The sequence below is a fragment of the Ruegeria sp. CDSB136 genome (genome assembly GCF_059610965.1).
The window spans coordinates 40,601-61,804 of record NZ_JBXWOP010000001.1 but is presented as its reverse complement, the minus strand read 5'-3'; the positions used below and the strand labels follow the sequence as shown (position 1 = coordinate 61,804).

Below are 21,204 nucleotides of genomic sequence, written 5' to 3'. Positions count from 1 at the left end.
TTGACTAAAACCAACAAGGCGATCTATCAAATTAAAGATGTTGATCCAGATTAAGCGCAGCTAATGCTGCTGGACCCCAACCACCTGTCCGCCCTGTCGGCAATTCTGCGTCACGGCAGTTTCGAAGCGGCTGCTTCCGAGCTGGCCGTTACGCCCTCGGCCATTTCACAACGGATCAAAGCGCTGGAAGACCGCGTCGGTGCCGCTTTGATCAACCGCGGCACGCCCTGCTCGGGTACGCCTGCAGGTATTCGCATCGCCCGGCACGCTGAGGACATCAGCCTTCTTGAGGCGCAGTTGTCCCGCGAACTGACCCTTAAGCAGGGTCCAGAACCAGCAAGAGTACGCATCGCCATTCCGGCGGACACTCTTGCGACATGGTTCATTGATGCGATGGCGCAGACGCGGGGTATTTTGTTTGATCTGGTCGTGGATGATCAGGACCATTCGGCAGAATGGCTCAGGCGCGGCGAGGTCAGTGCGGCGATCACCGTGGGCGGACAGCCCGTGACCGGATGCGATACCACACCGCTAGGCGTCTTGCGCTATCTGCCGACAGCCAGTCCCGCTTTCATGGCGAAGTGGTTTCCGAATGGTGTCGACGCGACGTCACTGGCGCGGGCCACGTGTCTGACGTTCAACAGAAAGGACAATTTGCAGAAGATTTGGATTGCCCGCCAATTCAGCGGTCGGATTTCACCGCCGTCGCACTATCTGCCGTCCTCGCACGGGTTTGTCGACGCAGCCTTGGCCGGGTTGGGTTGGGGCATGAACCCTGAGACGCTGGTCCGTCCGGCGATTGCCGCAGGGCGGTTGCAGGAAGTCATTCCAGACACGCCTTTGGACATCCCGCTCAGTTGGCAGGTGGGCCGTGTACTGGCGCCAGCCTTGAAACCCTTAACCAAAGCGGTCAGACAAGCCGCCGCCCAGTGGTTGATCCCGGAATAACCACGCCAAACAAAGATTAAATACCCCGAAGAATACTATGTTTTCACGTGATAAAATCAACTACACCCCACTACCGCTGCCGGACCGCAGCGATATGACAGACGCTGAGATGGCAACGGCAGCCGAAAGCTTTTATGACGTCATGCGCAAGCGCCACACGGTCCGCGACTATTGCGACCGAACGGTTCCGCGCGCGGTGATTGAAAGTTGCATCCGCACTGCGGGAACGGCCCCGTCCGGCGCCAACCATCAGCCATGGCATTTCGTGGCCGTAACTGACCCGGGGCTCAAACAGCGCATCCGAGAGGAGGCCGAGGAGGAGGAACGCCGGTTCTATGCAGGCGGTGCTGGTGATGAGTGGATCAAGGCGCTGGAGCCGATCGGGACAAACGATGTCAAGGAACACCTCACCGTCGCCCCCTGGCTGATTGCCGTCTTCGCCCAGCGTTGGGGGCAGTTCGATGACGGTACCCGGTACAAGAATTACTACGTCCCAGAAAGCGTCAACATCGCCACCGGGTTTCTGCTGGCGGCGCTGCACCACGCCGGGCTCAGCACTTTAACACACACCCCTAACCCCATGCGTTTTCTCAATGATGCACTGAACCGACCTGCTTCCGAAAAACCGACAATGATTATCGCAGTGGGCCATCCCGCTGCAGACGAGACCGTCCCGTCCGTTGCAAAACTAAAGAAACCGCTGGAAGACATCTCGTCATTCTTCTGACAACCCGTCAGACCGAGGGCACAAAAAAACCCGGCCTGACAGGCCGGGTTTTTCAATCAGTCATACGACGCCTTACAGTTGCGCCATAACCTCGTCGGAGGCCTCGAAATTGGTGGTGACGCGCTGCACGTCATCATCATCTTCCAGCGCATCAACCAGTTTCATCAGCTTTTGCATGTCCTCGAGGCCCAACTCGGTCGTTGTTGTGGGCTTCCAGACCAGCTTGGTCGACTCGGTCTCACCCAGCGCGGCCTCAAGCGCGTTGGACACGTCGTTCAGATCGGTATCCGCGCACCAGATGATGTGCCCGTCGTCCGAGCTTTCGACGTCTTCGGCACCCGCCTCGATGGCCGCTTCAAAGATGGTGTCCGCGTCGCCTGCCGAGGCCGGGTAGACCACTTCGCCCTTGCGGTCGAACATGAAGCCGACCGATCCGGTCTCGCCCAGGTTTCCACCGTTCTTCGAAAAGGTCGACCGGACGGTCGATGCGGTCCGGTTGCGGTTGTCGGTCATCGTTTCAACGATGACGGCCACGCCATTCGGGCCGTAGCCCTCGTACCGGATTTCTTCGTAATCGTCGCCCTCGCCCGCCTGCGATTTCTTGATGGCGCGGTCGATCACATCCTTGGGAACCGAGTTCGACTTGGCCTCTTTCACCGCCAGACGCAGGCGCGGGTTCTTGTCGGGGTCGGGATCGCCCATCTTGGCGGCAACGGTGATTTCTTTCGACAGCTTGGAAAACAGTTTGGACCGCGCGGCGTCCTGACGCCCCTTGCGGTGCTGGATGTTGGCCCATTTGGAATGGCCTGCCATGTTGCGTCCTCGTGATAGTGATTGCGTATTCGGCGCTCATATAGACGGTTGCAGGGTGTGGGATCAAGAGAGCGGCTTGTCCAACCCGTCAGCGTGGGTATGGTGGCCCCATGACGACTGACCAGATCATTCTATTCGCACTTTTCATAACCGTATTTGCACTGCTTCTGTGGGGCAGGTTCCGATACGATCTGGTCGCGTTTTCGGCACTTCTGATCGGTGTTGTGCTGGGCGTTGTGCCCGTTGACAATGCCTTTTCAGGCTTCGGCCATCCGGCCACGATCATTGTCGCTCTGGTCCTGGTGGTCTCTGCCGGGTTGGTGCGGTCCGGCGCGGTGTTCCTGATCACCCGCATCTTAGTCGATGCTTCGCGCGGACTTGGCGCCCATATCGCGTTGATGGGCGGGATCGGGGCTGTGCTGTCTGCCTTTATGAACAACGTCGCGGCGCTGGCGCTGCTGATGCCGGTGGATATTCAGACCGCCCGCAAGGCGGGCCGATCGGTCGGGCTAAGCCTGATGCCGCTAAGTTTTGCCACGATTCTGGGCGGCATGGCCACGCTGATCGGCACCCCGCCCAACATCATCATTGCATCGATCCGGGCTGAAACACTGGGCGAGCCGTTCCACATGTTCGATTTCGCCCCCGTTGGCGGGTTGGCCGCGATTGCCGGGCTGGCCTTTGTTGCGCTGATCGGATGGCGACTGATCCCGGACCGGGGGCCGCAGACGGAAACCTCCGAAGCGCTGGCCGAGTACATCGCCGAACTCACTGTTCCGCCCGAGTCCCCTCATATCGGCAAACGGGTCAGTGAGCTTTACGAGGTGGCGGAAAAATCGGACGTCGCCATCATCGGGCTGATCCGGGATGGCAAACGCCGTTATGGCCGATCCACCCATGCCACGCTGCACGAGGGCGACGCGCTGGTTCTTGAGGCGCGACCCGAGGCGTTGGATGAGTTCCGCACGGCGCTCAATCTGGATTTCTCGGACACGCGGCGACAGGAGTTGCTGACCGCCGAAGGCGACGGGTTGGAAGTGATCGAAGTCGTCGCCCCCGAAAGCGCCCGCATCACGGGCCGCACAGCGCAAGGGCTGGGCCTTGCCTGGCGGCAGAGTACCGTACTGATGGGCATTTCGCGTCAAGGCCGCAACATCACCGAACAGGTCCGGAAGACCCAGGTTGAAGCGGGCGACATCCTGCTGCTGCTTTGCCCACGGGATCGGGGGGCGGACGTTACTGAATGGCTCGGCTGTCTTCCGCTGGCCACGCGCGGGCTGAATGTCACGGCAAACGACAAAGCGTGGCTTGCCATCGGACTTTTCGCCGCCGCCGTACTGGCTGCCAGCATCGGCCTGATTTACCTGCCGATTGCCCTGGGACTGGTCGTCGTCGCCTATGTTTTGACCAAGATCATGCCGATTGCCGATATCTACAACCATATTGAATGGCCGGTCGTTGTCCTGCTGGGTTCCATGATCCCGTTGGGCAGTGCGTTGGAATCTTCAGGCGGCACCGAATTGATCGCAAACGCGCTGATACAACTGACAAACGGCTTGCCGGCCTGGGCCATTCTGACCGTGCTGATGATCGTCACGATGACCCTTTCGGATGTTCTGAACAACACGGCAACTGCCATCGTTGCGGCCCCTGTCGGCATCCAGATGGCCCGAACGCTTGAAGTGTCGCCCGATCCATTCCTGATGACAGTCGCAGTTGCCGCCTCGGCTGCGTTCCTGACGCCCATCGGGCACAAGAACAACACACTGGTTCTTGGGCCGGGCGGATATCGTTTCGGAGACTATTGGCGCATGGGCCTGCCGCTGGAGATCCTGATTATCGCGGTTTCGGTTCCGGCCATACTTGTGTTCTGGCCGCTTTGACGGGTAAGGGCAGCACATGAAACGCTTTTTGATCCTGCAACTGCGCCCTGAAACTGATGCATCGGACGCCGAGTACGCCTCGATTCTCGAAAAAACCGGGCTTCACGCAGACCAGACCCATCGCATCCGGCTGGATTGCGAGACTTTGCCCGAGGGGCTTAGTGTTTCGGACTACGCCGGTATTATCGTGGGGGGAGGTCCTGGCTGCGTCAGTGACGATCCGGCTTCGAAATCGCCGCTGGATGCTCGTATCGAAAACACCATCATGGGATTGATGCCGCAAATCACCGCGTTGGATCATCCCTTTATGGGCTGTTGTTACGGGTTGGGCATTCTGGCCGCACATCTGGGGGGCGACGTCAGCAAGAACCGCTTTGGCGAGCCGGTCGGCCCTTCGATCTGCCGCCTGACCGAGGCCGGCGCGGCCGACCCGCTGACCGCGGGTCTGCAATCAGAATTCGAAGCCTTTGTTGGCCACAAGGAAGCCGTCCAGAACCTGCCGGATGGTTGCGTGCATCTGGTGGCTTCGGACCCCTGCCCGTTCCAGATGATCCGATGGGGGCAGAACGTTTATGCCACGCAGTTCCACCCCGAGGCGGATGCAGGGGACTTTGAACAGCGCATCAACATCTACAAAGACCACGGTTATTTCCCGCCCGAAGACGCGCAAACCCTGATCGATCTGTGCCACGCCGCCGACGTTACCCAACCCGGCGAAATCCTGCGGCGGTTCGCTCAGCGCTATGGCTGACCCAACGACGTGGTTGCCTGATCCGTCGCCCCTCGCATAGGTTGATCCGAACAGCTTTGGGAGGAGTTGTTCTTGGATCTGCTCATCAATGTCGGCCTGCCCGTTTCGTTGGCCATCATCATGCTGTCTCTTGGTATCGGACTGGAGGCGGCCGATTTCCGTCGCGTGCTAAGCCGACAGTATCCGTTCGCGATCGGTGCCTTGTCTCAGGTAGTTTTGCTGCCAGTCACCGCTTTTGCTGTCGTAAAGCTGTTCGCCTTGCCGCCCGCAATAGCAGTCGGGTTCATGTTGCTGAGCTTTTGTCCCGGCGGCGTGACCAGCAACATCCTGTCCCGGCTTGCCAGGGGCGATGTCGCGCTGTCCGTCAGTCTGACCGCTGTAATCAGCCTGTTGTCCATCGTGACCGTGCCCGTACTGGCCGCATGGTCGATAAGCCATTTCATGGCCGAGGATGCGCCCGAGGTGTCGATCAGCGGACTGGCCATCGCCATGTTTCTGATCACCACCCTGCCCGTGGCCATTGGTGTCGGCCTGCGCCATTTTGCAACCGGGTTTGCCGATCGGGTCGAACCCGCGCTGGCCAAAACCGCTACTATCCTATTCATCCTGATCGTCATCGCCGCCCTGGCCGGAAACTGGCAGTTGTTCATCGACAACCTCGGCATCATGGGTGCGGGGCTGGTCACACTGAACCTGGCGCTGCTGCTGATCGGACTGGGGCTGGCGCGTGCGGCCAATCTGTCGTGGAATGAAAGCAAGACGATTTCCATCGAAACCGGCATTCAGAACTCGACACTGGGTATCACGCTGGCGGCCTTGATCACTGGAACAGAAAGCGGGTTCAGCCCGCTGGCCCTGCCCTCGGCCGTTTATGGCATCACAATGTATTTCGTGGCTCTTCCGTTTCTCGTCTGGTTCCGCAACCGCTGAAAGGACATTTCATGACCAACAATACTGCAGATGCAATTGTCGTTGGCGGCGGTCTTGCCGGTCTGGCGGCGGCTGCGGAACTTGGCGACCGCGGCAAGAAAGTGATCATCGTTGATCAGGAGCCTGAACACTTTCTGGGCGGTCAGGCGTTCTGGAGCCTTGGCGGATTGTTCATGGTCGACACGCCCGAGCAACGCCGCATGGGCATCCGCGACTGTCAGGATCTTGCCCTGCGCGATTGGATGGGCAGTGCGCAGTTTGACCGTGACGATGACCTCTGGCCCCGCAAATGGGCCGAAGCCTATGTCGAGTTTGCCGCTGGCGAGATGCGCCCGTGGTTGCATCAGATGGGCCTGCGCTGGTTTCCTGTGGTGGGCTGGGCCGAACGTGGCGGATCTTTCGCGGATGGACATGGAAATTCGGTCCCGCGCTTTCACATTACATGGGGCACCGGACCGGGCGTGCTGGAACACTTCATCCGCCGGGTGAACGAACATGTCAGCGCCGGGTTGATCCGGTTGGAATTCCGCCATCAGGTCAGCCACATCATCATGCAGAACGGCGCGGCGAAAGGCGTTTCGGGCGAGGTTCTGGCCGACGACGACGCCCAGCGCGGTGGCAAGACCAACCGCGACGAGGTTGGCGAGTTCGAGTTCTATGCGCCGTCAATCATCGTCACGTCCGGCGGCATTGGCGGCAACTTCGAAATGGTGCGCAAAAGCTGGCCGCGCGAGCGTCTGGGCGCTCCGCCGCAGGACATGGTCGCGGGCGTTCCCTATCACGTCGATGGCCGGATGATCCCGATCAGCGAAAAGGCGGGCGGGCATGTCATCAACGGCGACCGGATGTGGCACTACACCGAGGGCGTGCGGAACTGGGATCCGATCTGGCCAGCCCACGGAATCCGCATTCTGCCCGGCCCCAGCTCAATGTGGTTCGATGCCAAGGGCAACCGGATGGAACCGCCCTGCCTGCCGGGTTTCGACACTTTGGGCACGCTGCGTGAAATCCTGAAAACGGGATACGAATACAGCTGGTTTGTCCTGACCCAGAAAGTGATCAAGAAGGAATTTGCCCTTTCGGGGTCCGAGCAGAACCCGGACTTCACCTCGGGCAGTTGGAAAGAGGTGATCCGTCAACGTGTCCTATCCGGCTCAAAAGCCACCGGGCCGGTCGAGGCGTTCAAGGAAAAGGGCGAGGATTTCGTCGTTGCCAACACCCTGACCGAACTGGTGCGGGGCATGAACCATCTGGGCGATGACCTGATTGACGAAGCTCACTTGCGCGCCCAGATCGAAGCGCGGGATTCGCAGGTCGACAACCCGTTCTCGAAGGATGCACAGATGATGGCGATCCTGGCGGCGCGCAACTATCGCGGCGACCGGCTGATCCGCACGGCCAAGCCGCACAAGTTCCTTGATCCTTCAAACGGGCCACTGATCGCCGTCAAACTGCATGTTCTGACACGCAAGACGCTGGGCGGTCTGCAAACCAATCTGGACAGCCAGATGATCGGCGCAGACGGGCAGACCGTGCCCGGCCTTTTCGCCGCCGGCGAGGTCGCGGGATTTGGCGGCGGCGGCTATCACGGATACAACGCGCTGGAAGGCACGTTTCTGGGTGGTTGCATTTTCTCAGGCCGCAACGCAGGACGGTCCCGGGCCGTGGCCTGAGGATCTATTTTGCGCGGTTTAGCTGCACGACCGGTTCGCCGGCACTGTTCAGAAAATTCAGCGTGTCGCCTTTGAACGCAAAGGTGGTCACGTCCTGTAGTGCCTGGAAGAACTCCCGCTCGACCTCATCCTGTGGCGGTGGGCAAGCCCGCAGTGTGGCCGCCATGTTGTCAGGAAAAGCGATATCGGTGCCGGCTATCTCTGCCTGACCGGAAAAGCGATTGCATCCGCCGCTGCCAGAAAAACTGCCATCTTCAGCAAATGTTATTTCGGGGAATTTGTCCGTTTCCAGAACCGCACCGTTCAGACCCATCGCCACCCAGGTCGACCCTTGCAAAGCTTCCGCGCCCTGTGGGCGGGCCTGCACCAGCAAAAGGTCTGCGGTGTTACCAGCGTCTCCGGTCAACACTGGATATGCGGTATCGGTGGTGAACAACAACTTGTCGCCCAGAAAAATCGATCCCCGGACGACATAGCGCATTTCATCACGGATCAGCGCGTCATCGTAAGCCAGTTCATATGTCGCCGGTACGCCATCAAGGGCAAAACGCTGAGAGGCGAGCGTAAGCGCCGGGGCATCCGCACGCGAAACATCCTGCAATTGCACATAGAGGGTCGCATCGGGCGGAACCGCTATCCGTTCGCGATATGTGGCGGTTCCGGTCAAAGTTCCGGCGGAACTCTGACTGCCAAGCAGGGTCAAAAATACTGCGCAGGCGACGATGGCCTGCCCGATCCTGGGAAATGGCATTGTTCTGTCCTTGCTTTGATACTCTAAGCAGAAAAGATTGTGCCCGGATCGGCATTTACAAGAGCAACCCGCCAAATTCGGCGGTTCCACGCCGGTGTTACAATGGCCAGATCAGCGGGATCAGAAGCGAGGCCAGCAAACCAACAGTCAGGTTCAGCGGAACGCCGACCTTCAGGAAGTCGGTAAACCGATACCCGCCGGGGCCATAGACCATCATATTGGTCTGATACCCGATCGGGGTCGCAAAAGACGCGGACGCCGCCACCATGACCGCCACCACCAACGGGCGCGGATCGATGCCGACCGCTTGTGCAAGTCCGATAGCGATAGGCGTCACCACAACTGCCACCGCATTGTTCGAGACCAGCTCGGTCAGAACGGATGTCAGCAGATAGACTGCCCATATAATCAGGAACGGCGGAAGGGCACTCAAGCCCGGCGCGATCGCCTCGACAATCAGGGATACGGCGCCGGATTTGTCCAGGGCCGCTCCGATTGCCAGCATCGAAAAGATGAGGGCCAGCAGCCGGCCTTCGATAAAGGAAAACGCCTCATCCGCGTCGATGCATCGGGTGATCAGAACGACGGCAACCGCAAGGATCGACAACAGCAATATCGGTGCCACACCAAGGGCAGCCAGAGCGACGATGCCCACCAGAGCGCCGATGGCAATTGGCGCGTGACTGCGCCGGAACGCCCGCGCCGAAGGTTGGGAAACATCGACCATATCCATATCCGCCGCCAATCTCTGAATGTCCGCGGGCGCGCCCTCCAGCAGCAGGGTGTCGCCCACGCGCACGATCAGATCATCCAGCTGACGTCCGATATTCTGGTTCCGGCGGTGCACGGCCAGCACGTAAACGCCATACCGGCGGCGCAGGCGCAGCGCGCCAAGGGTTCGGCCAACCATCCGGCAGCCCGGTGTGATCAGAACCTCGACCGTCTTGGTTTCGACAGCGGAAACCTGATCGACCCGCTTGAGTTCCTTGTTGCGCTGAAGGCTGAGCAGCTCGGTCATCTCGGTCCGCAGAACAACGCGATCCCCGACTTTCAGGTTCACGTCCTTCAGATTTCGCCGCAGCGACTCGTCCCCCCGGATCACGTCGATCAGGCGCACTCCGGGGCGTTTGAACAGTTGCACGCCCATCACTTCGCGGTCGATCAGGTTGCTGTCAGGCGGCACCACCGCTTCGGTGAAGAACTTCATCTTCGAACGGTCGCTGAGCATCGTGGCCATACTGTCGCGTGCAGGCAGCAGGCGCGGCGCGATGAAGCGCAGGTAGACCATGCCGTAAATCACCAGAGCGATCCCCAACGGGGTCACTTCGAAGATGGTAAAGGGGGTCATTCCCTGCGCCCGGGCAACGCCGTCGACCAAAAGATTGGTCGAGGTGCCGATCAGCGTCAAGGTTCCGCCCAGAATGGCAGCATAGCTCAGCGGAATCAGCAACTTCGAAGCGGGCATGTTCAGCGTTCGTGCGATCTGTACGAACACCGGGATCATCACAACAACCACCGGTGTGTTGGACACGACGGCCGAGGCCAGAATGACGAACCCCATCAGCAGGCCAATTGCTATTCGTGGATTGACCTGCGCCTGTTTCTGCGCCGTCGATGTAAAGGCGTCCAACGCCCCGGTCCGGACCAGAGCGCCCATGATGATAAACATCGCGGCGATGGTCCACGGGGCCGGGTTGGACAAGACCGCAAGCGCGCTTTGGTAGGGCAGAATGCCGGTTACCAGCATCAGTGCGACCCCACCGATGGCAACGACCTCGGTCGGATAGATTTCGCGCAGGAACATGACGAACATGCCCGCGACAATCGCAAGCGCCAGTATCGCGCTGCCGGTGTCTGTCAATTGAAGGAATTGCATTCGTGGTATTCTGTCCGAACCCTAACCCGGCCTGAGCGCCTGACATGCAGTTTCACGCATTGCTCGGGGTTGAGCAAGCCTGTCATGCACCCGGCGGGCCTGCTTGTTGCAGCCGGCCGCCCACCCGCACCATGTGAATCGACTTGGCCTGACCGTCGCGATCATCGGTTTCGACAAAAACTCCGCTTAGCGTGGCTTCGCCATTCGCAGGTGTGAACCGGGCCTTGGGCATTCCGGTGATAAACCGCCTCATCGGCTCCTGCTTGTCCATGCCGATGACCGAATCGTAGTCTCCGCACATCCCGGCATCCGTCAGATAAGCCGTGCCGCCCGGCAATATCTGCGCATCTGCCGTCGGCACGTGAGTGTGCGTGCCGACCACAAGGCTGGCACGCCTGTCGCAATAGTGACCCATGGCCATTTTTTCGGACGTTGCCTCGCAATGCATGTCGACAATGATGGCCTGCGCCTGCCCGCCACGCGGATGCGACTTGAGGATCGGCTCAATGGCCGAGAACGGATCGTCAAAGGGCCGCTTCATGAACACCTGCCCCAAAACCTGCACAACCAGCACCTTGCGCCCACCCGGCGCGTTGAACAGACGATGCCCCCGACCGGGCGCACCCTTGGCGAAATTCACCGGTCGCACGATGCGTGATTCTTTCTCGATGAATTGCAGCATGTCTTTCTGGTCGAACGCATGATCGCCCAGTGTCAGGCAATCGGCCCCCGCATCCAGCAACAGCTTTGCGTGATCACCCGTAAGCCCCATCCCGTTCGAGGCGTTTTCACCGTTGACCACAACGAAATCCAGCCGCCATTCGTCGCGCAGACGCGGCAGATGCTGTTGTATGGCCGCGCGTCCCGCGCGGCCCATGACGTCACCCAGAAAAAGTATCCTCATTCAAACCGTCCTAAGTGTGGCATCAGGCAAGCACAAGCGGTTAAACTGTCTGCATAATCCGTCAATACACCCAACACAGGAGAATTTATATGTTCCGCATCTTTGTGGCGATGTTTGGTCTGGCTCCACTGGCAGCATGTGATCAGCCTTCTTCCGGCGAGTCTTCCACTCAGCTGGCCAACCCGGCCGCGACCTTTTGCGTGGAAAGCGGCGCACGGTATGAGATCCGGGACGGTGCTGACGGCCAGTCCGGCGTCTGCATTCTGGAAGACGGGCGCGAAGTCGACGCTTGGGAATATTTCCGCGAAAACAACCCGGCCTGACGTTCAATCGGAAAAGGTCAGAACGCGGCTTTCAGTGATCACCATATCCAGCGGCTGATCTGTCGGTTCCAGAGGCAACCCCTCGGCCTGCTGTGCATCAAATGCAAACCCGATGGCCAACGTCGGGCGTTTGGCGCGCAGCCCCTCCAGCGTGCGATCATAGAACCCGCCGCCATAGCCCAGCCTGCCGCCCTGCGCGTCAAAGGCAACCAATGGCACGATCAGGATCTCGGGGTCGAAGTAATCGTCGACCTCGGGCACTTTGGCGCCAAACGGCCCATCTTTCAAAACACCATCGGGGGTCCAACGGGAAAACCTCAGTGGTTGCCCCGCGGCCTGAATCACCGGAACGCCGACTGGCCCGTAGGCCGACGCCTCGGCCATTGCCGCAAGCGGGTCGATCTCGGTGCGGATCGGCATGTAACCCGACAGCGGCACCCCGCGATACCCGGCCAGCACCTCGGACAACCGCCCTGCCGCGCCGGGCACGCGCGTGTCAAACGCCGCCTTGCGGCGGGCGAAAGCGGCCTTTCGGGCGGCGGCCTTGATTTCTGTCAGATCGGTCGTTTTGGTCACAATAGCACCACGCTGGCAAGCCCCAGAAAGATGAAGAACCCCATGACATCCGTGGTTGTCGTCACAAAGGTTCCAGATGCCAGCGCCGGGTCAACACCAATACGGTCCAGCAAGACCGGTACTACCGTACCTGCAAAGCCCGCGATGATCATGTTCACGACCAGCGCGGACCCGATCACGACACCCAATAGCGGCGAATCGAACCACAACATGCCAACCGTGCCGAGAACGACCGCAAAACACAGACCGTTGAGCATCCCAACCAGCAACTCCCGCCGGATCACGCGCCTAACGTTCGAACCCGTCAGGTCGCGTGTTGCCAATGCACGCACGGCAACCGTCAGCGACTGAGTGCCCGCATTGCCGCCCATCGATGCAACGATCGGCATCAGAATCGCCAGAGCTACCAGTTGGTCGATGGCCGCTTCGAACTGCGAAATCACCAGCGAGGCACAGATGGCGGTACACAGGTTCACCGCCAGCCACGGCAGTCGGCGCCTGCTGGTCGCAGCCACGCTGTCGGACAGCGAGCTTTCGTCGCTAACCCCGGCCAGACGCAGGATGTCTTCCTCGTGTTCTTCGTCCAGAACAACCATCGCATCGTCGATGGTGATTACACCCACCAACCGCCCATCGTCATCCATGACCGGAGCCGAGATCAGGTGGTACTGGTTGAAGGCATAGGCCACATCCTCTTCGTCCTGATCGACGGGGATGGTATAGAATTCCTCTTCTGCGATGTCGCGCAGCGGAACTTCGCGCCGGGTTGCCATCAGTTTTCCCAGGGCGACCTGGGCCACCGGTTTCAGGCGGGGATCGATAAGAATGACGTGATAGAATTGCTCGGGCAGGTCGTCATTGGCGCGCATGAAATCAATGGCCTGACCCACCGTCCAATGCTCGGGCGCCATGACCACTTCGCGCTGCATGAGGCGACCGGCGGAATTTTCCGGGTAAGACAGCGCCTGCAGGGCAGCGATCCGCTCGGCACGCTCCAACGCGCCCAGGATGGCTTCCTGCTGAGGTTCCTCAAGGTCTTCCAGCAGGTCGACGACATCGTCGCTTTCCATATCGCGGACAGCATCGGCCAGAACATCCGGGCGCAAAACGCCAATCACTTCTTCCCGAACCACTTCATCCAGTTCGGAAAGAATGTCGCCGTCGAACTCCTTGTCATACAGCCGGATCAGCCGGGCACGATCGAACGGATTGATCTGCTCCAGAAGGTCGGCGATGTCAGCCGCGTGCAGCGGCTCCATCAATTCGACGAGTTTGTCGCGATCTTCTAAATCGACAGCGTAAAGGATGGCTGCCACAGTCCTGCGGTCCAGCGCGTAGACATCTTCGTCCTCGGCGGACTCGGTTACGGGTTCATCAAAGCCTGTTGTCATATGCTGCCCCCGCGAATTTCCATTTGCCCCTAATTAGAAGAAGCAGCTACCGGAAAACAATGACAATGCGCCAATTTACCGGCATCTTCCGCGCGCTTATGGTGTTTCGCGGTCTCAGCCGGGCGGAGGAAAGCGGAAATGGCGCAAAAAACACTGTTGAAGGGACGTGTCCTGAGCTTTTCGGGCTCACCTTTCGAAGGTGAACCGAAAGATGCCGTCACCATCAGTGAGGCGGTCGTCATCGATGAAGGCCATATCGCGGCCGTTGGTGACACCCGGAGCCTGACAGAAGCGCATCCGGATGCCGCAATCGTCGATCACGGACAGCACCTGATCATGGCAGGGTTCGTTGACGCGCATGTGCACTATCCGCAGACAGCCATGATTGCCAGCTGGGGCAAGCGGCTGATCGATTGGCTAAACTCCTATACATTCCCCGAAGAGATGAAGTTTGGTGAAATCACCTATGCCAGCGAGATCGCCAACCGGTATCTGGACCTGACGGCTGCGCATGGGACAACAACGATGTGCAGTTTCTGCACCATCCACCCGGAAAGCGTCGACGCCTTTTTCACTGCGGCGCAGCAGCGTGGACAGCGGGTCGTGGCCGGCAAGACCTGTATGGATCGCAATGCACCCGAGGGTCTGCGCGACACGGCACAGACGGCCTATGATCAGTCCGAAGCACTGCTGGAGAAATGGCACGGCATCGACCGGCTGTCCTATGCCATTACGCCCCGTTTTTCACCAACTTCGACCCCGGAACAGCTTGAAGCCATGGGGGCATTGTGGGCCGAGCACCCACATTGCCTGATGCAGACGCACCTGAGCGAACAGACAGATGAGATCGAATGGGTCCGGTCGCTGTTTCCCGACGCGCGCGACTACCTGGACACCTACGAAAAGTTCGGCCTGCTGGCCAGCCATGGCCTGTATGGTCACGCCATTCATCTTGAGCCACGGGAACGCGACCGGTTGCGCGAACTGGATGCGGCCCTGATTCACTGCCCGACCTCGAACACGTTCATAGGCTCGGGCCTGTTCGACATGGCCGGGCTGATGAAAGACGGTCACCGGGTCGGGCTGGCGACGGATACCGGCGGAGGATCGAGTTTCTCGATGTTGCGGACAATGGCCGCAGCTTACGAGATCGGCCAGTTGCGCGGATCGCCGTTGCATGCGGCACAATTGTTGTGGCTGGCCACCGTCGGATCGGCCCGGTCGCTGCGAATGGACAATTGCATCGGCAATATCGCCCCGGGGATGGAGGCGGATCTGGTGGTTCTCGACCTGGCCTCGACCCCGGCCATTGCCCAGCGCGAAGCCTGCGCAGAAGACCTGTGGGAAGCCGTTTTCCCAACCATCATGATGGGGGATGACCGGGCCATTGCCGAGGTCCGGATTGCCGGCAAACCAGTCACGGTTTGAAGGAATACGCCTGACGGCGCATTCCTCCGGCAACGGAATTTCTGAACAGACGACGAGATCGACGCTTATCTGGCAAGCGCCCGCGCAAGTTCATTCTGGCGTTCGATCACGCGGGGCATGTCCAGCGTGGTTATGTGCCCATCTCGCACGATTTGTCTGCCTTCGACGAACAGATGTTTGACCCGAAACGGACCCGCAAGCAGCAAGGCGGCCGGATCCCAGCTTCCCGCGCTTTCTATGCCGGATACATCCCAGATCGCGATATCGGCGCGTTTGCCCGGCATAAGCCGCCCGCAATCGGGGCGATTGAGCACGTCTGCACCGCCACGGGTTGCTATCTCGAGCGCTTCGCGGGCCGACATGGCATCCGCGCCATTCGCGACCCGCTGCAACAGCATCGCCTGCCGAGCCTCGGCCACCAGATTGCCGCCGTCATTGCTGGCCGACCCGTCAACGCCCAACGCAACCGGAACGCCCGCGTCGCGCATTGCGCGGACCGGCGCTATGCCTGACCCCAACCGGCAGTTTGAACACGGGCAATGCGCAACACCGGTGCGGGTTCGGGCAAACAGATCGATCTCGGCACTGTCCAGCTTGACGCAATGGGCGTGCCAGACGTCCGAACCGGTCCACCCCAACTCCTGCGCATATTGGCCCGGACGGCATCCGAATTGTGACTGGGAATATGCAATGTCTTCGTCATTTTCGGCCAGATGCGTGTGCAGCATCACGCGCTTGTCCCGTGCCAGCACCGCCGTGTCGCGCATAAGTTCACGACTGACCGAGAATGGTGAGCACGGGGCCAGACCGACGCGGCACATCGACCCTTCGGATGGATCGTGGAATTTGTCCACAACGCGGATCATGTCAGACAGAATATCCTGCTCTGCCTCGACCAACATGTCCGGCGGCAGACCACCATCGCTCTCACCGATACTCATCGCACCGCGTGTCGGATGAAAGCGCAGGCCCAGTTCGGCGGCGGCGGCGATGGTATCGTCCAGCCGCGCGCCATTGGGATAAAGATACAGATGATCGGAACTGAGCGTGCATCCCGAAAGCGCCAGTTCGGCCAATCCGATCTGAGCAGAGACGAACATCTCTTCCGGGCCAAAGCGGGACCAGATCGGGTAGAGTGTTTGCAGCCAGCCAAACAACAGCGCATCCTGACCTCCGGGAACCGCCCGGGTCAGAGTTTGGTAAAGGTGGTGGTGCGTATTCACCAGGCCGGGGGTCACGACGCAGCCCATAGCGTCGTGCACGTCACCGGTTGTGGTAAGCCCCTGCCCCAATTCAGCAATAACGCCGTCCCGGATCAGGATGTCCGCGCCATTCAGTTCCTGCCGATCGTCATTCATCGTCAGAATGAAATCGGCATTCTTTATTAGAGTATCAGTCAATTTGTGCCCTCCTGCATCAGTCCGTCTCGTGCAAGAAGTGCATGGGCTGGCGGAAAACGGACACAAGAACCAGCCATCGGCACTGTACCGGCGGCTGCGGGTGCCATCAACAGGTTTCAGAAATTGCGAAGAATCTCTAGCGCAGAGGCGTGGATGTCCGGGTTGGCAGCCGCCAGTGCGCGGCCTCCATTGTGGGCCGGTCTGCCCTGCCAATCTGTCACGATACCACCCGCCGCCTGAATGACGGCGATCGGCGCCTGAATGTCATAAGCGTTCAGTCCGGCCTCGATCACCAGATCAACCTGCCCTGCCGCCAGAAGGGCGTAGGCGTAACAGTCCATTCCATAACGGGTCAGTCTGGCTTGCTGAGACACCGCCTCAAACCCGGCCCGATCTTCAGGCGTTCCAACTTCGGGAAAGGTTGTGAACACCATCGCCTGATCCAGCGATTGCGTAGACCGGGTCCTGAGCTGTCGGGTGCCTGTCGGGCCTGTGACCTGTGCCGCGTGTGCGGACCCCACGAACCGCTCACCAATATAAGGCTGGTCAATCACACCCAGGATCGGCCCGTCCTGCGTGCTCAAAGCAATCAAAACGCCCCATGTCGGGGTACCGCTGATGAACCCTCGCGTACCATCGATCGGATCAAGAACCCAGGTCCGCCCGCTGGTGCCGTCGGCATGGCCGAATTCCTCGCCGAAAATACCATCCTGCGGGCAGCGCCGCGCCAGAACGGCCCGCATCGCCTTTTCCGCCTCGCGGTCAGCGACGGTTACGGGGTCAAACCCATCAGCCAGTTTGTTGGACGTTTCAAGATCGGACTGCCGGAAGTAAGGAAGTATGGCCGCGCGCGCCGCATCGGCCATTTCCCCGGCGATTTCCAGATCGGTTGCTGAACTTTGATACATGCGCAACCCGTGCGGTCAGCGCGTTCCGAAGTCAAGCCTGCTGATCAGGCGACGTCACTGAGAACACGCGCCAGTTCGAACAGACGCCGGCGCTGGTTTTCCGGGATCGCGTAGTACGAGCGAACCAGATCCAAAGCTTCCTTATCTCCCATCAGATCGGCAGGCACCGATTTCTTCCCGGCATCTTCTTTCTGGGTTTCTTCCAGACCCTCAAAGAAAAAGCTGACCGGCACATCCAATGCTTCGGCGATGTCCCAAAGGCGCGAAGCGCTGATCCGGTTGGCCCCGGTTTCGTATTTCTGGATTTGCTGAAACTTGATACCAACCTGCTCGGCCAGCTGCTGCTGGGTCATGCCAATCAGCCAGCGGCGATGCCTTACGCGTTTGCCCACATGGACATCGACGTGATGAGTCATTGGTATTCTCCTCTACTACACACACAACTGCCGGGGGTTACGCAAAAAAACAAACGTGTTCGCCAACCTAGCGAGCCGCTGTTAACTATTCCCTAATTCAGGAATGTGCTCCCCCCGAAACAGCACCAGATTTCAATATCACCTCTTTTGTCTTTTTTTTCAAGAAGGTTGAATCAGTAACATCGTATAATGGTTTGTGGTTGTACAACCGCCGGTTTTGAGCGTTCTGTTTCCCGAACAGACACAATCCACGAAGCCCTACTATACATCATTCACGCGCCCTCTGGTAATTGATTGACATTCCCCCCGCATCGCTGACCTATGCGAAAAACAAGGAGCGCGACGATGCTGGCCTTTCGCCTTCAATCCGAAGAATCAACAGCCCGGCTTTGCAACATCGACGTCCCAAAGCCGGGGCGGGATCAAGTTCGGGTCGCTATTAAAGCGTGCGGATTGAATTTTGCGGATCTGCTTATGCAGAAAGGCACCTATCAGGACACCCCGGATACTCCGTTTACGTTGGGCATGGAGATCGCGGGTATTGTTGATGAAATTGGAAACAATGTCTCTCATCTGAAGCCCGGGGACCGTGTTGCGGTCTATTCAGGTCAGGGCGGACTGGCCGAGTTTGGCGTATTCGATGCCGAAAGGGCGATTCTCCTCCCCGATCAGATCAACTTCGAGGACGCCGCCGCCATTCAGATTGCGTACGGCACCAGCCATATCGCGCTGGATCATCGTGCGCGCCTGCAACCCGGCGAAACCCTTTTGGTCACCGGCGCGGCGGGCGGCGTCGGCCTGACTGCCGTCGAAATCGGCAAACTGATGGGCGCGACAGTGATTGCGCAGGCCCGTGGTTCTGAAAAGCTTGCGGTGGCCCGCGCGGCAGGTGCGGATCATCTCGTGGATGCCTCCGAAGACCTCCGCGCCCGCGTCAGGGAATTGGGTGGGGCGGACGTGGTTTATGATGCGATTGGCGGCGACGTGTTCAAAGCCGCCTTTCGTGCCACGAACCCCGAAGGCCGATTGCTACCGATCGGCTTTGCCAGTGGAGAGGTTCCGCAAATTCCGGCCAACCATCTTCTGGTCAAGAACCTGACCGTAATCGGGCTTTATATCGGTGGGTATCTGAAATTCAGGCCGCAGATCGTGCGCGACAGCTTTGACACGCTGTTCCGTTGGCGCACCGAAGGCCGGATCAAACCGCATATCAGCCACACCCTTCCACTGAAGGACGTGGAACAGGGCATGCGTTTGCTGAAAGAACGGAAATCAACCGGCAAGCTCGTCATCACGATCTGAGGCCTGTCACCCGACCACCGCCTTCAAAGGGGTGCCGCCCACCATGCGGAAATTCTGACGAACCAGCGACGCCAGCTCCTCGATCACCGCGCCGCGACCGGGATCTCCTCCGTAAAGGTTGATCATGTGGGCAGGCAGCTCTGGCAATGCCCCACCCGAGTCGATCTGCTGCAGATGCGCGGCCTCCGTTCCATCCAGCATTGCGTGAACGGCAAGATCGGCGCTGACGGTCGCTTCGATTGTACGGTCGTTTTCTGTTTCGACAGACAATTCCCAAGGGATACCCGCCGCGTCCAGCGCCGCAATGACCTGAGGCCGGAACAAACAGCGCCGACCAAGCGCCAAAGGCAATGGGCGCTTGCGCCACGCCGACCCGCCAGAAGCTCCAATCCAGCGCAACGGCAACTCGGCCACGGTTTCCGCACCTTCGGCCGCCGAGGCCTCGGTCGTCAGTATCAGATCACATTCGCCGCGCTTGTACATGTCCTTGAGTTGCAGCGAATAGGACGAAACCAGTTGGACGCGGACTCGCGGAAAATCTGCGTTGAAACGCTGTAGCACGCGCGGGATGGCCGGATAAACAATGTCATGCGGCACGCCCAGCACGACTTCGCCTTCGAAAGCCTGATCGGTGAGTTTCGAGATCACTTCGTCGTTCAGGGCGATCATGCGGCGCGCGTAGGCCAGCAATTGTTCGCCCGACGCCGTCAACGCGATGGTTCTGCCGCTGCGATCCAGTAGCTCAAGGCCCAGAAGCTCCTCCAACCGCTTGAGCTGCATCGAAACCGCAGATTGCGTCAGGTGCAGAAAACCGGCGGCGCGTGTGACGCCGCCCTGATCGGCCACGGCAACGAAGGACCGCAAAGTGGTGATGTCCAAATTTCTCATTTCACGAATCCTGATGGTTCACGTCAAAAACATTCATTTTTAAAATGTGCCACAGTGATACATATAAATCAAGGAAGTTGATGCAAACTGCATTAATCATCACATAGCAAGGAAAGGACAACCGTTATGACCCAAATTGCAACATCACACGAGCACGTATGCAAACAGCCATCGAAAGGCTTCAAATTGCGGGATCTTCTTGGCCTTGCCCGGCAGCGTCGTGACCTTGCCAAGCTGGATGGCAACGCACTGAAGGACATCGGCGTGACACACACCGAGGCCAGTCGCGAAGCAGCCCGCCCGTTCTGGGATGCTCCCGAAAACTGGCACAAACGCCTGTATTGACCGGCCAAGCATTGCGATCTGGCGGCAACTGAAACAATGCCGTCAGATTTGTCGAGTGTTTTAGCAGGTTTTGGGCGCAAAACTCTTGAAACATGTGCCTCACTCTCCGATATTTGCAGGGAAATCGGTCTGCAACTGCGGGCTGAACCAGAATCGCAAAGGGAGACCCTTAATGGCACAATTTGACACGATCCGGACGGCGACCGGTGCGCGCGCCGCCCAGATTGACGAGGGCCTGCGGGCCCACATGAACAAAGTCTACGGCACCATGTCCGTGGGCATGCTGATCACTTTCCTGGCTGCATGGGCCATCGCCGGCCTTGCGACCACAACTGATCCGTCTGCCGCGGCAGCTCAGCTGAGCGAGACCAAGTATCTGACGTCGCTCGGATACGCACTGTTCGCTTCGCCGCTTAAATGGGTGATCATGTTCGCTCCGCTGGCCTTCATCTTTGGCTTCAGCGCCGGGATCAATCGCCTGTCCGCAGCCGGCGCACAGACGGTGTTCTACCTGTTTGCCGCTGTCATGGGTGTATCGATCAGCTGGATCTTCCTGGTCTTCACCGGCCAGTCGATCATTCAGGTGTTCCTGATCACCGCGATCGCCTTCGCGGGCCTGTCGCTGTATGGTTACACCACCAAAAAAGACCTTTCGGCGATGGGTACGTTCCTGATCATGGGCGTGATCGGCCTGATCGTGGCGTCGATCGTCAACATCTTCATCGCCTCGTCTGCCATGGCTTTCGCCATTTCGGTCATCGGCGTTCTGATCTTTGCCGGTCTGACCGCGTATGACACGCAGAACATCAAGGCCACATACCTGCAAATGGCCCACTCGGGTGATCAGGAATGGCTGGGCAAAGCCGCCATCATGGGCGCGCTGAGCCTGTATCTGGACTTCATCAACATGTTCATGTTCCTGCTCCAGCTGTTTGGCAACCGCGAATAACGCGGCGCACAATCCAATACGA

21 protein-coding genes are annotated in these 21,204 nt (G+C 59.3%); 11 read left to right on the top strand and 10 right to left on the bottom strand.

Annotated elements, in window-relative coordinates; all coding sequences use genetic code 11:
- The first annotated feature begins 63 nt into the window (after window positions 1–63).
- Together AC2FIR_RS00315 and AC2FIR_RS00310 are read left to right on the top strand one after the other, a co-directional pair.
- Entirely contained in the window at window positions 64–948 is an 885-nt protein-coding gene (locus tag AC2FIR_RS00315; protein ID WP_170609913.1) for a LysR family transcriptional regulator ArgP, read from the top strand.
- A 37-nt stretch (window positions 949–985) separates the two neighbouring features.
- The gene (locus AC2FIR_RS00310) at window positions 986–1,675 is read left to right on the top strand and encodes a nitroreductase family protein (protein ID WP_496743610.1); all 690 of its coding nucleotides are present in this window, start codon (window positions 986–988) and stop codon (window positions 1,673–1,675) included.
- A gap of 72 nt (window positions 1,676–1,747) precedes the next feature.
- Here the strand turns inward: AC2FIR_RS00310 and AC2FIR_RS00305 are convergent, their stop codons facing one another.
- On the bottom strand, window positions 1,748–2,488 hold the full coding sequence (locus AC2FIR_RS00305; protein WP_170609910.1) for a YebC/PmpR family DNA-binding transcriptional regulator: 741 nt from the start codon (window positions 2,486–2,488) through the stop codon (window positions 1,748–1,750).
- Window positions 2,489–2,598: 110 nt separating this feature from the next.
- Between AC2FIR_RS00305 and AC2FIR_RS00300 the strand changes: the two genes are divergently transcribed.
- The 4 genes from AC2FIR_RS00300 to AC2FIR_RS00285 all read left to right on the top strand — a co-directional run bounded on the left by AC2FIR_RS00300 (window position 2,599) and on the right by AC2FIR_RS00285 (window position 7,725).
- Window positions 2,599–4,371: an SLC13 family permease gene (locus tag AC2FIR_RS00300; RefSeq protein ID WP_496743609.1), complete on the top strand. Its 1,773-nt coding sequence runs from the start codon at window positions 2,599–2,601 to the stop codon at window positions 4,369–4,371.
- Window positions 4,372–4,387: 16 nt separating this feature from the next.
- The gene (locus AC2FIR_RS00295; RefSeq protein WP_480906957.1) at window positions 4,388–5,122 is read left to right on the top strand and encodes a glutamine amidotransferase; all 735 of its coding nucleotides are present in this window, start codon (window positions 4,388–4,390) and stop codon (window positions 5,120–5,122) included.
- A gap of 72 nt (window positions 5,123–5,194) precedes the next feature.
- Window positions 5,195–6,052: a bile acid:sodium symporter family protein gene (locus tag AC2FIR_RS00290; protein WP_480906959.1), complete on the top strand. Its 858-nt coding sequence runs from the start codon at window positions 5,195–5,197 to the stop codon at window positions 6,050–6,052.
- Window positions 6,053–6,063: 11 nt separating this feature from the next.
- The gene (locus tag AC2FIR_RS00285) at window positions 6,064–7,725 is read left to right on the top strand and encodes an FAD-binding dehydrogenase (protein WP_496743608.1); all 1,662 of its coding nucleotides are present in this window, start codon (window positions 6,064–6,066) and stop codon (window positions 7,723–7,725) included.
- Window positions 7,726–7,729: 4 nt separating this feature from the next.
- Here the strand turns inward: AC2FIR_RS00285 and AC2FIR_RS00280 are convergent, their stop codons facing one another.
- The 3 genes from AC2FIR_RS00280 to AC2FIR_RS00270 all read right to left on the bottom strand — a co-directional run bounded on the left by AC2FIR_RS00280 (window position 7,730) and on the right by AC2FIR_RS00270 (window position 11,256).
- Window positions 7,730–8,476, bottom strand: a complete 747-nt coding sequence (locus tag AC2FIR_RS00280) for a YbaY family lipoprotein (protein WP_496743607.1) — start codon at window positions 8,474–8,476, stop codon at window positions 7,730–7,732.
- A gap of 97 nt (window positions 8,477–8,573) precedes the next feature.
- Window positions 8,574–10,352 carry an SLC13 family permease gene (locus AC2FIR_RS00275; protein ID WP_170805291.1) on the bottom strand — a complete coding sequence of 593 codons (1,779 nt, stop codon included), beginning with the start codon at window positions 10,350–10,352 and terminating at the stop codon, window positions 8,574–8,576.
- Between the two features lie 82 nt (window positions 10,353–10,434).
- On the bottom strand, window positions 10,435–11,256 hold the full coding sequence (locus AC2FIR_RS00270) for a TIGR00282 family metallophosphoesterase (RefSeq protein WP_321252074.1): 822 nt from the start codon (window positions 11,254–11,256) through the stop codon (window positions 10,435–10,437).
- An 89-nt stretch (window positions 11,257–11,345) separates the two neighbouring features.
- Between AC2FIR_RS00270 and AC2FIR_RS00265 the strand changes: the two genes are divergently transcribed.
- Complete coding sequence (locus AC2FIR_RS00265) at window positions 11,346–11,579, top strand: putative hemolysin (RefSeq protein ID WP_170682013.1); 234 nt, start codon at window positions 11,346–11,348, stop codon at window positions 11,577–11,579.
- Between the two features lie 3 nt (window positions 11,580–11,582).
- On the opposite strand, the gene AC2FIR_RS00260 is transcribed toward AC2FIR_RS00265, so the two are convergent.
- Window positions 11,583–12,155 (bottom strand): 5-formyltetrahydrofolate cyclo-ligase, encoded by a 573-nt coding sequence (locus AC2FIR_RS00260; RefSeq protein WP_496761788.1) that lies wholly within the window; start codon window positions 12,153–12,155, stop codon window positions 11,583–11,585.
- The gene (mgtE, locus tag AC2FIR_RS00255; RefSeq protein ID WP_496743605.1) at window positions 12,152–13,546 is read right to left on the bottom strand and encodes a magnesium transporter; all 1,395 of its coding nucleotides are present in this window, start codon (window positions 13,544–13,546) and stop codon (window positions 12,152–12,154) included. Before mgtE ends, AC2FIR_RS00260 begins: the two co-directional genes overlap by 4 nt.
- Window positions 13,547–13,684: 138 nt before the next feature.
- Here mgtE and guaD point away from each other — a divergent pair, with 138 nt between their 5' ends.
- The gene (gene guaD, locus AC2FIR_RS00250; protein WP_496743604.1) at window positions 13,685–14,974 is read left to right on the top strand and encodes a guanine deaminase; all 1,290 of its coding nucleotides are present in this window, start codon (window positions 13,685–13,687) and stop codon (window positions 14,972–14,974) included.
- Between the two features lie 65 nt (window positions 14,975–15,039).
- Here the strand turns inward: guaD and AC2FIR_RS00245 are convergent, their stop codons facing one another.
- The 3 genes from AC2FIR_RS00245 to AC2FIR_RS00235 form a co-directional block, all read right to left on the bottom strand.
- Window positions 15,040–16,374 carry an 8-oxoguanine deaminase gene (locus tag AC2FIR_RS00245; protein ID WP_480911308.1) on the bottom strand — a complete coding sequence of 445 codons (1,335 nt, stop codon included), beginning with the start codon at window positions 16,372–16,374 and terminating at the stop codon, window positions 15,040–15,042.
- Window positions 16,375–16,490: 116 nt separating this feature from the next.
- Window positions 16,491–17,282, bottom strand: coding sequence for a histidinol-phosphatase (gene hisN / locus AC2FIR_RS00240; protein WP_170609886.1), 792 nt, complete (start codon window positions 17,280–17,282; stop codon window positions 16,491–16,493).
- 44 nt (window positions 17,283–17,326) lie between these two features.
- Window positions 17,327–17,698: a helix-turn-helix domain-containing protein gene (locus tag AC2FIR_RS00235; protein ID WP_170609884.1), complete on the bottom strand. Its 372-nt coding sequence runs from the start codon at window positions 17,696–17,698 to the stop codon at window positions 17,327–17,329.
- Window positions 17,699–18,043: 345 nt separating this feature from the next.
- Here AC2FIR_RS00235 and AC2FIR_RS00230 point away from each other — a divergent pair, with 345 nt between their 5' ends.
- Window positions 18,044–19,000, top strand: coding sequence for an NADPH:quinone oxidoreductase family protein (locus AC2FIR_RS00230; protein WP_496761782.1), 957 nt, complete (start codon window positions 18,044–18,046; stop codon window positions 18,998–19,000).
- A 6-nt stretch (window positions 19,001–19,006) separates the two neighbouring features.
- Here the strand turns inward: AC2FIR_RS00230 and AC2FIR_RS00225 are convergent, their stop codons facing one another.
- The gene (locus tag AC2FIR_RS00225; RefSeq protein ID WP_170609881.1) at window positions 19,007–19,888 is read right to left on the bottom strand and encodes a LysR family transcriptional regulator; all 882 of its coding nucleotides are present in this window, start codon (window positions 19,886–19,888) and stop codon (window positions 19,007–19,009) included.
- Between the two features lie 126 nt (window positions 19,889–20,014).
- Between AC2FIR_RS00225 and AC2FIR_RS00220 the strand changes: the two genes are divergently transcribed.
- Window positions 20,015–20,233 (top strand): DUF1127 domain-containing protein, encoded by a 219-nt coding sequence (locus AC2FIR_RS00220; protein WP_496743602.1) that lies wholly within the window; start codon window positions 20,015–20,017, stop codon window positions 20,231–20,233.
- Window positions 20,234–20,405: 172 nt separating this feature from the next.
- Window positions 20,406–21,182, top strand: coding sequence for a Bax inhibitor-1/YccA family protein (locus AC2FIR_RS00215; RefSeq protein WP_170609877.1), 777 nt, complete (start codon window positions 20,406–20,408; stop codon window positions 21,180–21,182).
- Window positions 21,183–21,204 lie beyond the last annotated feature (22 nt).